This is a genomic window from Acinetobacter sp. ANC 5414 (assembly GCF_013004295.1).
Classification (GTDB): Bacteria; Pseudomonadota; Gammaproteobacteria; order Pseudomonadales; family Moraxellaceae; genus Acinetobacter.
Map to the genome: position 1 here is coordinate 84,524 of NZ_JABERM010000006.1, position 14,809 is coordinate 99,332.

Below are 14,809 nucleotides of genomic sequence, written 5' to 3' on the forward strand. Positions count from 1 at the left end.
CTGCATCAGGAAAATAAAGGCGTTTTGTTACTTTTGCGCCGCCAAAAGTAAAATCTCGTCTACGCAATACCATTGCAAGATCACAAAGTAAAATGCGACCGTACTATTTTCAATGGTCAATAAAAAAGCACCCCATCTGGAGTGCTTTTTTCGATCTGTAAAAGGAATTACAAATTAGATTTCACGTACCGCGCCTTTCGCCGCACTTGTGGTATGCATCGCATACGCTTTCAATGCTTTCGAAATTTTACGTGGACGTTCTTCAACTGGATGCCAGCCTTTCGCTTCTTGTACTTCACGACGCGCAGCCATGGTTGCTTCATCTACTGCCAAGTGAATAGTACGATTTGGAATATCAATTTCGATCAGGTCACCATCTTCAACCAGACCAATCGCACCGCCTTCAGCCGCTTCAGGAGAAACGTGACCAATAGATAGACCCGATGAACCACCAGAGAAACGACCATCAGTCAATAAGGCACATTCTTTACCTAAACCTTTCGATTTTAGGTAACTGGTTGGATACAGCATTTCCTGCATACCAGGACCACCACGTGGACCTTCGTAACGGATGACAACTACATCACCAGCTTTAACTACACCACCTAATACTGCATCTACTGCGGCATCCTGACTTTCAAAGACACGTGCTGTACCGTTGAATTTCAAAATAGATTCATCTACACCGGCAGTTTTTACGATACAGCCATCCAGCGCGATGTTGCCGTAAAGCACAGCTAAACCACCATCTTTCGAGAAGGCGTGTTCTGCATTACGGATCACACCCGTTTCACGGTTGCCATCTAAAGTTTGATAGTAGCGATCTTGCGAGAATGCAGTTTGAGTCGGTACGCCACCCGGTGCTGAACGGAAGAATTGATACACTTCCGGATCTTCGGTACGGATGATGTCCCATTTATCCAAAGCGTCTTTGAGCGTTTTTTCATGAACAGTTGGAACATCGGTGACTAACAGACCAGCACGGTCAAGCTCGCCAAGAATCGACATAATGCCGCCGGCACGATGCACGTCTTCCATATGCACGTCTTGTTTTGCAGGCGCTACTTTACATAGTACCGGCACTTTACGTGATAAACGATCGATGTCATCCATAGTAAAGTCAACGCCAGCTTCATTTGCAGCAGCCAACAAGTGAAGTACGGTATTGGTTGAACCACCCATCGCAATATCTAAAGTCATGGCATTTTCATACGATGCTTTGGTGGCAATTGAACGTGGAAGAACGCTGTAATCGTCTTGTTCATAATGACGTTTAGTAATCTCAACAATCAGTTGACCGGCACGCTCAAAAAGCTTTTTACGGTTGGCGTGGGTTGCAAGTGTTGAACCATTACCCGGTAAAGATAAACCTAAAGCTTCAGTCAAACAGTTCATTGAGTTGGCAGTGAACATGCCTGAACATGAACCACAAGTTGGACATGCCGAACGTTCGTATTCTGCAACTTCTTCGTCGCTAAAGCTGTCATCTGCGGCAACAATCATTGCGTCAATCAAATCGATGGCTTTTTCATTGCCTCGAATTTTGACTTTACCAGCTTCCATTGGACCGCCAGAAACGAATACCACTGGAATGTTCAGGCGCATTGCTGCCATCAACATTCCCGGGGTGATTTTGTCACAGTTGGAGATACATACCATGGCATCGGCACAATGCGCGCTGACCATATATTCCACTGAGTCCGCAATCAGGTCACGTGAAGGCAATGAATACAGCATGCCGTCATGACCCATGGCGATCCCATCATCCACCGCAATGGTATTGAATTCTTTGGCTACACCGCCTGACGCTTCAATTTGACGTGCCACGAGTTGACCTAAATCTTTCAGATGCACATGACCCGGTACAAACTGAGTGAAAGAGTTGACCACCGCAATAATCGGTTTACCAAAATCTTCATCTTTCATGCCGGTTGCACGCCATAAGCCACGTGCGCCAGCCATATTTCTTCCGTGTGTCGATGTTTTTGAACGATAGTCAGGCATTGTGTATTTCCAACAAAGTTTGTGCTCGAAATGAATTCTAGGATTCACTCTGGCTGAATGATACTGATGTATAACGCTAAATCAGTCGAAATATAGACCTATCTTACTACAGCTTGCGGTTAAGCAAAGCCTCATAAGCATGATCTTTTATGAGAGAAATCTATGGATCTTTCGACGATTTATATAAAATAAACTGATGCTGAAAGCTAATATAACGCCATAACACTGAATTAAATACAAAACTTTCATGAATAATTTTTTAATTTTGCATTACTTTATTTTATTACTGCCCCATCTTAAATAAAGATCCAGCTTCAAAAATCTTCGATAAGTATCCTAGTTTCAGTAGCTTGTGAGTTCATGTACACGACCTTAGGTCTCGCTCTGGTTTTGCCTTATAATAAGTTAAGTTTATTTGGAATTTCATGTGTGAAAATCATCTTTGCGGGTACCCCAGAATTTGCAGCTGTCGCTTTAGACGCGCTGTTAAAAACCGACCATGAAATTGTGGCTGTTTATACCCAACCTGACCGCAAAGCAGGTCGCGGGCAAAAACTTCACGCATCCGCAGTCAAACAATTGGCTTTAGAACACAACATTCCGGTTTATCAACCGCTCCATTTCAAATCATCGACTGAAGAAGGTCTGGCTGCGCAACAACAATTGGCTGCCTTGGGCGCTGATATTATGGTGGTGGCAGCGTATGGCTTGATCTTGCCACAAGTGGTTTTAGACACGCCTAAATATGGCTGTCTTAATATTCATGGCTCTTTATTGCCACGCTGGCGCGGTGCAGCACCGATTCAACGTGCCATTGCCACAGGTGATCGCGAAACAGGCGTGACCATTATGAAAATGGCCGCAGGTCTGGATACCGGTGACATGATGTATAAAACCATCTGCCCAATTGAAGCGACAGATACTTCAGCCACTTTGCATGATAAATTGGCCATTCAAGGTGCGACTGCAATTGCCGCTGTTTTAGAGTCAGAAGAAAAACTGCAACACTATTTAGAAACGCGTGAAGTTCAAGACGAAGCATTGACTGTCTATGCGCACAAATTGTCAAAAGCTGAAGCTCAAATTGACTGGTCAATCGATGCAGTACAAATCGACCGTAATATTCGTGCCTTCAATCCTTGGCCCGTGGCATTTATCGTACTTGATGAGCAAAACAACTTACGCGTATGGAATTCCAAGTTATCAAATGCCACTGCAGAAAATTCCCAAGTGGGTGAAATCATTGCGATTGATAAACATGGTGTACATGTTGCCTGTGCAAATAACACTGTAATCACGCTAACTGCTTTACAATGGCCAGGTGGCAAACCGCTGAATGCCGTACAAATTTTACAAACTCAAAAACTGAATATCGGACAAATTTTATAATGAGACAATCTCCCCACGCCTCTGGTAAGACTTTAAACTTACGTGCTCAGGTTGTTAAAACGTTATTGGCTGTCCAAAATGGTCAATCACTGGCATCAGTGTTAAATCAACACATGAATATCGTGTCAGATAAAGACCGCGCGTTGTATCACGAACTGGTTCTTGGCTGTCTACGCCAGTGGCATGCATTGAAACAGGTGACTTTACCCCTCCTTTCTGTACCGCTTCAAAATGCAGTGGTTGAAACCTGTTTATATGTTGGTTTATATCAATTGCTATGTACCCGTGTGGCTGCACATGCTGCGATTTCTGAAACGGTAGAAGCCAGTAAACAACTGGGCATGGAAAGTTTAAGTGGTGTGGTGAATGCCATTTTACGCCGTGCAACGCGTGAAACTGAACAGTTCTACGATGTCTTGGAACAGGCATCGAATTTGCCAAGCTGGTTATCAAAACGCTTGAAAAAGGACTGGGGCGAGCAACTGGCTGAAATTAGCTATGAGCTTAAACAGGTTGCACCACTGACTTTACGTGTCAATACTCGCCAAGTCAGCCGTGAAGAATATCTCGACATTCTGGAAGATGAAGGCATCGATGCACATCGTTGTGAACTTTCGGATGTTGGTATTGTACTGGATGAAAGTATTCATGTGCCTAGCCTGCCAGGTTTTGAAGCCGGCGGTTTTTCGGTACAAGATGAACACGCTCAGCTTTGCGCAACCTTAGTGCCTAATCTTGATGGTAAATTTGTGATTGATGCCTGTGCAGCACCCGGTGGTAAGACGGCGCATCTTTTAGAGAAATATCAGCCGAAAAAACTGATTGCACTCGACCAAGACGAAAAACGCTTAAAACGTGTGTCTGAAAACTTGGAGCGCCTGGTTCTCGATGGCAAACACGTGGAAATTATCACGGCAGATGCAGTGACATGGACTGCGCCTGAGCTTGCAGACTGCATCGTACTGGACGCACCTTGTTCAGCGATTGGGGTAATCCGTCGCCACCCAGACATTCGTTTATTGCGTCAGTCGGGTGATATTGCCAAAACTGTTCAGTTGCAAAAGCAGATTCTTGAAAATATGTGGCAACAGCTGAAAATCGGTGGCACCTTGCTGTACATCACCTGCTCGATTTTAAAAGCTGAAAATGAACAGCAAATGGTGGATTTCTTTGCTAATCATGCCGATGCGCAAGAACAAAAAATTGATGCTGACTGGGGAATTGAACAAATTCACGGTCGCCAATTACTACCACAAGTGGGTCATGGCGATGGTTTCTTCTATTGTCGTATCCAGAAAACTGCATAATGACATAACCGAGATGCAAATCAAAAAGGTGGCTTTTGAGCTACCTTTTTTGTGTCTATGTTTTTTAACTCTATGGTTTTTAAAAGACAAATTAAAGAGCACTAAACTAAGAGCTAAGGATGCCATGCTCCATTTCAGAAACAAAAAAGCCATCATCATAAATGATAATGACTTTCGTTTACAACAATAATCAGTTTATTTGAAGATTGTTAGTCTTCTGGTTCTTCTGGATTTTTTGCCAGATGAATTACAGACAGTACCAGACCACCCCATAATAAAACAATGGAGAAAATCATCATGATCAATGCAGATGTATTCATATTCCTTCTCCTAACTATGACGATCTTTAACTAGGCTTAATAGAACGGCGCCCAGAATAAAGAATGCAATGGTGCCCCCACCGATCACCCACAGCGTACTTGCGGGATAATCACCATAGCCTTCTGCCATGATTGATTTCAGGGTTAAACCCAATGCCAATAATAAAGACAACGGCGTGATCACGGTCAGCATGAACTTCCAGCTGGCACCAAGTTTCACACTAGAAAACTCGTTCACATGTATTTCTAGCTGTTTCATCAATGGACGGCGGAACCAGGACAATAAAATAATCGATAACAGACCACCACCGACAATACCGATGTTATTGGCAAAGTAGTCGATGATATCGACAAAGGTAATCGCACTATGTGTCGAGAACATTAGGGTAGAAATCACTGCTGAACCACCAGCAATAATCGTCACTGACTTGTTCTTTGACCAGCCCAGTTTGTCCTGGAACGCCGCAATCGGAACTTGCAGGATGCTCACCATGGAGGTAATACCCGCTACCGTCAATGAACCAAAGAACAGGAAGCCGAACAGGTCACCGCCTGAGCCTAAACTGGAAATGATTTTCGGGAAGGCAATAAAGGCCAGACCGATACCACCGGACACTACATCTTCAACTTTGGCACCTGAGCTGAACGCCATAAAACCAAGCGCTGCAAAGACACCAATACCCGCCAGAATTTCAAAAGACGAGTTAGCCAATGCCACCACGATGCCTGAACCAGTCAGGTTGGTTTTGCGTTTCAAATAAGAAGAATAAGTCAACATAATCCCGAAGCCCACCGATAGTGAGAAGAAGATGTGACCAAAAGCTGCCAGCCAGACTTTATAATTGGTCATGGCGTCCCAGTTCGGGGTAAAGAAGGCATTTAAACCATCAACGGCACCGGGTAAACGTACCGCCTGAATCACCAGGATCGTGAATAAAATCACCAGCAATGGCATAAAGATTTTATTCGCCAGTTCCACCCCACGGCGTACCCCACCGTAAAGAATCAGCATGACCACCGCCCAAACGACTACCAGACCAAAGAACAGTACAGGTACAAAACCGAAAGTCAGGCTCTCACCATTTTGAAGGTAGCTGTTGAAGAAGAAGCCCTGAGTATCTGTTCCCCACTGCTGTCCAAAGGAATAGAACATATAGCTGCCGGCCCAGGACAATACGCTGGCATAATAAATGCCGATGATCAGGGTCACCATCACCTGCCACCAACCCAGAGATTCTGCATTCATGAGTTTTTTATAGGCCATCGGCGGTGCTTTGCGGAACTTGTGTCCGACTGCATAATCTAAAAATAATAAAGGTAAACCTGCTGCAAAAATCGCAATCAGATATGGAATTAGGAACGCGCCACCGCCATTTTCATAAGCAATGTAGGGAAAGCGCCAAATATTACCTAAACCAACAGCCGATCCAACCGCGGCAATAATAAAGCCCGATCGTGACGTCCAGTTTTCACGAGTATCTGTCATAAAACACCTCAACCTTAGGCATCTTTCGCTGCTGCTTGTTGTTGGGTTATCTCGCGAGCAAAAAAAGTACCATTCAAAAAATTAATCTTTTTATGTCTGAAGTTAGTTCTACGCCTTTTGAGCATTCTGTCCTAAATTGCAAACAGGCAGTCATCACAAAATCTTGCTTAAAGTCTTTTGCTTCTTTTTGCCTTTCAATGCTTGAACAATACCCACTTTTTGGGCCTTTTTCTGTAGTTTTTGCGGAGATTATTTAATTTTATAATCTATAAATTATGAATTGATCAAAATATGGCTGATTTAACCCATTTTTAAGTCCGCGCACTTTTTTTAAAGTGTGACCTGATTTTTTATTTTGCTTAAATCAATGGCAATCAGCGTATTTCAATACACTGATTGCCTGAATTTTTTTATCTTTTAATCGCTAAAATACGCTCTTCCTGCATATCACGAATCGCATATTGCACGCCTTCACGTCCCAGACCGGAGTCTTTTACACCGCCATACGGCATGTTATCGACCCGGAAAGAGGGAATGTCATTAATAATCACGCCACCGACATGCAAATGATCCCAGGCATAGAGCATTTTATTCAGATTCTGGGTATACACCCCTGCTTGTAAACCGAAGCGGCTGCTATTGATTCGGTCTATGCCTTGTTCAAAGCTTTTATATTTCTCAATAATCGCGACTGGTCCAAACACTTCATCTTTATACACTTCTAAAGAGGCATCGACATTTTCAAGCAAAGTCGGTTCAAACATCACCCCGTTCAGCTCACCACCGACAAGCAGTTTTGCGCCTTTTTTCATGGCCTTATCGACCCATTTTTTCAGACGGATCGCTTCAGATTCCTTAATCATCGGACCGACCAGCGTGCTATCCAGCTCAGGATCAGCGGCTTTGATTTTTTTCAGTTTGGCGACCAGTTTTTTCTTCAGTTCGGCATAGACATCTGCATGCACTAAAATGCGTTGCACACTAATGCACACCTGCCCGGCATGATTATAGGCACCACCAATCAAGCGATCCACCAAAGCATCAGTAATTTCAGTATCCGCTTCAATCATGACTGCAGCATTCCCCCCCAGCTCCAAAATGACTTTCTTCCGCCCGGCACGTGCCTTCATATCCCAGCCGACCACATCGGAACCGGTAAAGCTCAGCAGTTTGAAACGGTCATCGGTGACCAGTACATCGGCATGTTCACGTGGACAAGGTAAAATCGAAAATGCACCTTTGGGTAAATCTGTTTCAGCAAGAACTTCGGCAATTTTCAACGCTGAAATAGGGGTTAAACTCGCCGGTTTAAGCACAAATGGGCAACCCGCAGCAATTGCAGGCGCAATTTTATGCGCGGTTAAATTCAATGGAAAATTAAACGGACTAATTAATGAAACTGCGCCAACCGGTGCATATTTCATCATGCCTTGATAACCCGATGCGGCTGCTGTCACAGCCAAAGGAATCATGCGTCCATCATCCAGTTGGGTGACCGCATCGGCCGAAATTTGAAAGGTATTAATTAAGCGTTCCACTTCAGCAGCAGCTGCCTTGCGTGGTTTTCCGCCTTCTGCAATCAGAATTTCTGTCAACTCCGCTCGCATTTCATTAAAGCGTTTCACACAATGCAGCAAGATTTTTTGTTTTTGAAAAGGTTCCAAAGCTGCCATTTCTTTTTCCGCTTTTACTGCGGATTGAATGGCTTTTTCGATGGTTTTTTCACTGGCCAAAGCGACCCGTGCATAAACTTCATGCGTATATTTATGTTCTACTTCAAGCCATTGCTCGGTTTTAACCGCTTTACCTGCAACATACAGAGGATAATCAATCACTTTTACAGCTTTATCTAACATGTAAAAATTTTCCTTTCATTTTCTAGAAATAACAACAATGCAATTTTTTTTGATTCACTATATGATGCGCTGAGTTGGGCAGCAGTTCACTATATTTAAGTAACAAAATTATTTTCTAAAAATAACAGATCAGATATTCAGGATATCCATGCAATCACTCAAATTATTTTGCTTCATCCTTGGACTTGGTACATTCAACTCTGCACAAGCCGATTTCATTGGTGTTAAAGCCAGCATTGATTACTGGAACTACAGTGCAGATTTAAGCAATCCAGCATCAGCAGTTCCACAACCACAACTTGAAGATGATCACAGCGTGTCATTTTCCGTTGCCGTAGAACACCCGGTACCCTTTTTGCCCAATGCAAAAATTAAACATAGCAATCTACAGGCTGAAAGTGATCAGAGTTTTGCAGGGGTGAAAAGCCATCAGGTCGATCTCGATTATTCAGACTTTATTCTGTATTACGAAATACTCGATAATGTCGTGTCTGCCGATGTGGGCTTCGGTGCCAAATTACTGGATGGAGATCTCCAGCAGAACTTTACCCAAAATACTGAAGTCAGTGAAACTTTACCGATGCTCTATGCAGAAGCAGGGGTAAAACTGCCCTTTACAGGTTTGAGTGCCAAAGCAGAAGCCAGTTTTGCCAAGTTAACCGATACACAAGTGACCGACGCTCAGCTAGAACTCAAATATAATTTTGTGGATACGGTACTGGTCGATGTCGGTGCTAAAGCCGGTTATCGCATTTTGGATATTCAACTGGAAGAAGGTTCAAATCAGGAAGCGAAATTGAAATTTAAAGGACCTTATATTGGTCTAGAAGCGCATTTCTAAAGCAGTGTTGTACGCTTTAGCTTACATGAACTGCAGAAAACGCCAGCTGTTCAAGCCGTTTGATTCACCCTATATTTAACTCATCAGGAAACAGGAAGTTTCCCAAACTAAAAACAATAATAATCAGTTTGAGCATCAGGATGTGAGGTACGACAGGAGTTATACCCCTAAGTCACCAATACGAAGAAGCCCTATCAGGATGATGGGGCTTTTTTCATGCCTCAAATTCATCTCATACAGAAAAAAAGCCTCCCGAAGGAGGCTTAAGTTTTACAAAAATCTATCTTATGTAGATGAACTGCTTTAAGAACGTATAGCTCGTGCAGATGCCACAACTTTTGCTTCAGCTTTAATTTCAGCCGATTTTGCTGGACGGATAAAGAATATGGCAAGTGCACCAATAATTCCAGGAATAGCCACAGCGATAAAATTCCATTTATGCGGCAGTTCCATGCCCAAAAGCATGCCGATCACGATTGGACCTACAATCGCCCCAGTACGGCCCACTGCTGATGCCCAGCCAATACCCGTTGAACGGACTGCAACCGGATAATACTGTGCAACATAACTGTATAGCAAAATACTGCTACCAATTGAGGATGCACCTGCCAGACTCACCAGTAAATAAATAACAGGCTGTGGAGAATTGAAGCCTAATCCAACTAAAGAAAGTACGCCTACAGTTAACATACCAATCAGAACGCGTTTAAAGTCAAAGCGGTCAGCTAAAACCCCTCCACTGATTGTTCCAATCACTGCTCCAATATTCAATGCCAGTAAGAACATTAAGCTGCTGCCTAAAGAATAACCTGCTGCCATCATCAATTTTGGCAACCAGCTGCCTAATGCATAAAGCATTAATAAGCACATAAAGAATGCAAGCCAAAACAGGAATGTTCCTACAGCACGATTTTCAGTGAACAATTCTTTTACTGAAGTACTTCCGCTTTGATCAGTCGCAGCTAAAACCAATTGTGTATTTGCAGATACTTGCGCAGTCGGCTCAACTTTTTGTAAAAAATTACGCGCCTGATCTTGTTTGTTTGCTTTAACCAGAAATATTAAAGATTCAGGCAGGAATTTCCAGAACAATGGCACAAACAGTAAAGGAATCACCGCAATCTGGAACATGATTTGCCAGCCATAGTCTGCGGTAAACCATGTTCCGCACAAAGCTGCCATAATCCCGCCCATGGCATAGCCGCTGAACATGGTGGTCACTAAAGTACTGCGCACACGTTGCGGTGCATATTCTGCAGTTAAAGCCACTAAATTTGGTAATACACCGCCAATGCCCAAACCTGCAACAAAGCGTAATATTCCAAATTCTGTGGGATTAGTGGCAAATCCGCCTAAAAAAGTAAACAGGCTGAACATTGAAACGCAAATTAAAATCACTTTTTTGCGGCCAATTTTATCTGCCAACATGCCAAAGCCCATCGCGCCAAACATCATGCCGGCCAAAGCGGTACTGGCCAACATGCCTGCCTGCACGGCACTCATGCCCCACTCTTGCATCAGTAAGGGCAAAACCACGCCATTAATTGCTAAGTCATAACCGTCAAATAACACAATAAACAGACACCAAAGCACAAGTTTCAAGTGAAATGACTTGAACTTGGCCTGATCTACTACAGCATTTACATTCATTATTGTTGCTGTCATGAGTACTCACCTCCAATTGTGAGACTTTATAATTTCAATCTACAATGGGTTTCTGGTGGAATTTTGTCCACAACTTGAAAGGCATAAACCTATACCTTGAAGGTATGTAAAATCCCATCTGGAATAAAATGTCAGGACAATACACGCTAAGAGTAGGATTTTTTGTTACATATTTTGCTGTGAACTATAGTTCACACTTATTTTATTTATAAAAAACAATATCTTAAAAATTTAAAATTTTATACCCGACTAAAGATGATTTGATTGAAAGATTGTCAGAGTTTGCCGACTAAAGTCCTAAAATGACAAGAACGGATACGTTGAAATGCACCCTTAAATCCTAGGTAATATTAAAGAATGTTTATATTGGGATAGATATTCATTCAGATAAGTTTCATATTCTAAATACATCAGGAAGCGCTATTTTTATCAAAGTAAAAACAGCAATAAAATTTGAGAGAAGGAAGTACGATCGAAGTGATACCGAAGCAACTGATATAAAAAAGCCCTATCAATCTAGGGCTTTTTTATTAATTTATTAAATTATTAATGTAGGCTTTCCAGGCTTTTTAGGTAAGCAACAACTTCTTGATTTCCTGCCATTTCTGCAAGCTCCAATGCAGTATATGTACTACGATGATCAATATCAGCACCTTTACTGACAAGTAACTTCACAACTTCCAAATGATCATTTTCAGCTGCTGCTTGTAAAGCACTATAACCCTCATCATCGGTAGAATTAGGGTCAATGCCTTGCTTTAAGGTTTCACTCACCTGTTCAAGATCACCAAGTGAAGCCCAGTACACAAGTTCAGGAAGATGCAATTCTTCGTCATCTTCGGGGATTGGAGAGAATGAGTTGAGTTTCATAAATTATCCTAAAATCTGCTGGTCTTTGATAACAACTAAAATAACACTTACTTAAAATTATTGAGGATAGTTATGGTTCATTTTTTTTCATAATACTGATCAAATTCTTTTAAGATATTAGCATTATAAAATGTCTTTTTAGAGCTATTAGGATTGGATGGATCCAAAAGTCTTTGATATGCATATTTTTGCTCTGACTCAAATTTTCTTCTGATTTCATGATATTTACCATTTATTTTAAAATCAGAGTACCGTTTAATACATCTTGTGTTTAGTACATCATAGTTCCAAGGATATTTATCACTAATATCTTCTTCTGACAGTTGTACAAGTGTTGCCGTTGGATCATTAGTTATTGAAACGGGTATTCCTGTAGTACTTTTAACTTTTTGAAATTTAAGATCAATCCTAAGAGTTAAATTATAATTTCCAAGATCCTTTTCATCATATTTTTCTTCAGATTTTTTTATGTAATTTAGAACATTTTTCTCATTAGTGTTTAGTGCAATACCAGGAGCATGTTGAAAATCTCTAAAGAAAGAAATAGGCATTAAATAAAAATTGTACCTTGCTAATACATTACCAAACCACTCATTCACTAAATGTAAATAGTTCTGTAATGACGCTGTTCCCAACTCTTGTATCTTTATAGCTATATTGATGTCGTCATTTATAAAATGAATCGAATTGTCTCTTATTTCTGTTAGAGCTATCAAATTATCGTATACAACCTTATCAATCTTTAATCCAAATTCACTAGTAATAATCTTATATGCTTCAAATAAATTAATTGACATAGGATTACCAGATCTATTTTTTTTAATCGTTGATGATGTAGATTTTTTTCCACTTTTTAAGGTTTTATACTCAGTCTTATAAATGGCATTCAGCTTATTACTTGATAAATGTAAAATTTGAGCTTTAAGTAGTAATTCCCAAGCATTGATACATAACACTGCAAATGTATCTTCTCGATATTTAAAATCTGGTTTGTTATAGATTTCGATAGCAGACAGCATTGCAGCTATCGATTTTTCTAACATTAATCTCGATCTAGATTTCATATCTTATTAATTTCATTATTTTTTTCATTATAAGTATATTAACAAATAAAAAAAGCCCCCTTTCGGAGGCTTCTTTTTCAAACTTAATCTTTTAAGCTTTAGAAACTGCTGGCTCAGTTGAACCAATCTTTTCAGATTCATCTTCACTCATAATCAATGCAACCGCAATCGCAGTAATCAGTACCGGTAAACCAACTGCCATAAAGTTAAAGTGCGCAGGTAAGTTCATACCCAGTAAGCCACCAATTAAAATTGGACCTACAATCGCGCCCATACGACCAATCGCAGAAGACCAACCAATCCCCGTCGAACGTACAGCAAGCGGGTAATATTGCGCAACATAGCTATATAGAAGCATTTGCGAGCCAATTGAAGCTGCACCTGCCAAGAACACCAAAATGTACAGAAGGAATTGATTCGATTGGAAGCCCATTAAGCTCATCACAATCGCACCCATAATCCCAAGAGACATCAGTACTGGTTTCAAGTGGAAACGATCTGCCAAGATACCACCGCCGACAATACCGACTACCGCACCGACATTCATCACCATCATGAACATCAAGCTGTTATCCATCGAGTAACCAGCCGCCATCATCAACTTAGGCAACCAGCTGCTTAACGCATACATCGTCAGTAAACAGGTAAAGAATGCAAGCCAGAACAATAAGGTATTGGTTGCACGTCCACGACGGAACAAGCTCACTACGTTTGCAGCTTCAGGCACATTTTCTTGTGGCAAAGTAAAAATCGTGGATTCTGTAACTTTAAGTGAAGGCTCAAGACGACGCACGATAGCACGTGCATTTTCCTGTTTGTTTTGCTTCACCATAAACGCTAAAGATTCAGGTAAGAATTTCCAAATAAGCGGAAGTAAAAATAAAGGAATGCCCGCAATAAAGAACATTACCTGCCAACCATAAGTTGGAGTAAACCATGAACCCAACAGTGCAGCCATTACGCCACCCACGGCATAACCACTAAACATGGTTGTAACCAGCGTACTACGCATCTTTTGCGGTGCATATTCAGAGGTTAAAGCCACAAGGTTTGGCATCACACCGCCAATCCCTAGACCCGCCAAGAAACGTAAAATACCAAATTCAGTCGGATTCGATGCAAAACCACCTGCAAAAGTTAATCCGCTAAACAGTACAATACAAATCATGATCACTTTTTTACGACCAATTTTGTCCGCCAATGATCCAAAGAACATTGCGCCAAACATCATGCCCGCAAGTGCCGTACTGGCTAACATGCCTGCTTGAACAGCACTCAAGCCCCAATCATTCATCAGCAATGGTAAAGTCACGCCATTAATTGCTAGATCATAGCCATCAAATAAGATAATGAGTAAACACCAAGCAACTACATTGAAGTGAAAAGGCGTAAATTTCGCATTATCGACTACAGAATTTACATCTATTTTTTCCGTTGTCATCGTTCTCATCTCCCATGAGTACTTGTCCATACTTAATAAAGATTATTAAGTTAAATTTCATTTATGTGTTAATATACTGACAACACAATACATGCTCAATAAGACTAAAGAATATGAGTATTTCTTTATAAAATGTATTCTATCTTATTGTATTGAAATAACTAATTTTATATACAAATGAAGAAATGTTCGTTATTTACTACCGTGATATTCGACTAATTGATTAATTTTGACTTTAATCGTTTTATTTTTATTAATATATTCTAAGTAATAATAAAAATTTAAGAGTATAAAAATTGCCATTCATGTTCAGTGCGTCTTGACCTATTTTAGTTTATTTTTTAATCAAATTTATTTGAAATTTCTCGTAATAAATTCTAAAAATATTTATCTAATATGATGCTCAGCAAAATCCGACTAAAATAAAATGCATTGGCTTTTTTATAGGCATAAAAAAATCCCCCTGCTCTACGAGTCAGGGGGATTTTAGAATGAATGAGCTGGCGATGACTTACTCTCACATGGGTAACCCCACACTACCATCAGCGCAAAGAGGTTTCACTTCT

The 14,809-nt window shown here is 41.0% G+C and carries 11 protein-coding genes; 3 read left to right on the forward strand and 8 right to left on the reverse strand.

Translation table 11 applies throughout. The features are described from left to right. Nucleotides 1–174 precede the first annotated feature (174 nt). Nucleotides 175–2,004, reverse strand: a complete 1,830-nt coding sequence (ilvD, locus tag HLH18_RS04325) for a dihydroxy-acid dehydratase (RefSeq protein WP_171545889.1) — start codon at nt 2,002–2,004, stop codon at nt 175–177. Nucleotides 2,005–2,433: 429 nt separating this feature from the next. Between ilvD and fmt the strand changes: the two genes are divergently transcribed. Both fmt and rsmB read left to right on the forward strand, forming a co-directional pair. Beyond that, nucleotides 2,434–3,393, forward strand: a complete 960-nt coding sequence (gene fmt / locus HLH18_RS04330; RefSeq protein WP_171545890.1) for a methionyl-tRNA formyltransferase — start codon at nt 2,434–2,436, stop codon at nt 3,391–3,393. Continuing rightward, a complete protein-coding gene (gene rsmB, locus HLH18_RS04335; RefSeq protein ID WP_171545891.1) occupies nt 3,393–4,700 on the forward strand; it encodes a 16S rRNA (cytosine(967)-C(5))-methyltransferase RsmB in 1,308 nt (435 codons plus the stop codon). Before fmt ends, rsmB begins: the two co-directional genes overlap by 1 nt. Nucleotides 4,701–4,909: 209 nt before the next feature. Here rsmB and HLH18_RS04340 read toward each other — a convergent pair whose 3' ends face one another. The 3 genes from HLH18_RS04340 to HLH18_RS04350 form a co-directional block, all read right to left on the reverse strand. Beyond that, nucleotides 4,910–5,020 carry a methionine/alanine import family NSS transporter small subunit gene (locus HLH18_RS04340; RefSeq protein WP_004814066.1) on the reverse strand — a complete coding sequence of 37 codons (111 nt, stop codon included), beginning with the start codon at nt 5,018–5,020 and terminating at the stop codon, nt 4,910–4,912. 10 nt (nt 5,021–5,030) lie between these two features. Continuing rightward, the gene (locus HLH18_RS04345; protein WP_171545892.1) at nt 5,031–6,506 is read right to left on the reverse strand and encodes a sodium-dependent transporter; all 1,476 of its coding nucleotides are present in this window, start codon (nt 6,504–6,506) and stop codon (nt 5,031–5,033) included. Nucleotides 6,507–6,916: 410 nt separating this feature from the next. Then, nucleotides 6,917–8,362 (reverse strand): aldehyde dehydrogenase family protein, encoded by a 1,446-nt coding sequence (locus tag HLH18_RS04350; protein ID WP_171545893.1) that lies wholly within the window; start codon nt 8,360–8,362, stop codon nt 6,917–6,919. Nucleotides 8,363–8,510: 148 nt separating this feature from the next. On the opposite strand from HLH18_RS04350, the gene HLH18_RS04355 reads away from it, so the two are divergent. After that, entirely contained in the window at nt 8,511–9,203 is a 693-nt protein-coding gene (locus HLH18_RS04355; protein ID WP_171545894.1) for a TIGR04219 family outer membrane beta-barrel protein, read from the forward strand. Nucleotides 9,204–9,506: 303 nt separating this feature from the next. Here the strand turns inward: HLH18_RS04355 and HLH18_RS04360 are convergent, their stop codons facing one another. The 4 genes from HLH18_RS04360 to HLH18_RS04375 form a co-directional block, all read right to left on the reverse strand. After that, nucleotides 9,507–10,868, reverse strand: a complete 1,362-nt coding sequence (locus HLH18_RS04360) for an MFS transporter (RefSeq protein ID WP_171545895.1) — start codon at nt 10,866–10,868, stop codon at nt 9,507–9,509. Between the two features lie 546 nt (nt 10,869–11,414). Then, on the reverse strand, nt 11,415–11,738 hold the full coding sequence (locus tag HLH18_RS04365) for an ankyrin repeat domain-containing protein (RefSeq protein WP_131289214.1): 324 nt from the start codon (nt 11,736–11,738) through the stop codon (nt 11,415–11,417). 77 nt (nt 11,739–11,815) lie between these two features. After that, nucleotides 11,816–12,781: a DUF3644 domain-containing protein gene (locus HLH18_RS04370; RefSeq protein WP_214647264.1), complete on the reverse strand. Its 966-nt coding sequence runs from the start codon at nt 12,779–12,781 to the stop codon at nt 11,816–11,818. A gap of 112 nt (nt 12,782–12,893) precedes the next feature. Further along, nucleotides 12,894–14,243, reverse strand: a complete 1,350-nt coding sequence (locus HLH18_RS04375) for an aromatic acid/H+ symport family MFS transporter (RefSeq protein ID WP_171545897.1) — start codon at nt 14,241–14,243, stop codon at nt 12,894–12,896. Nucleotides 14,244–14,809 lie beyond the last annotated feature (566 nt).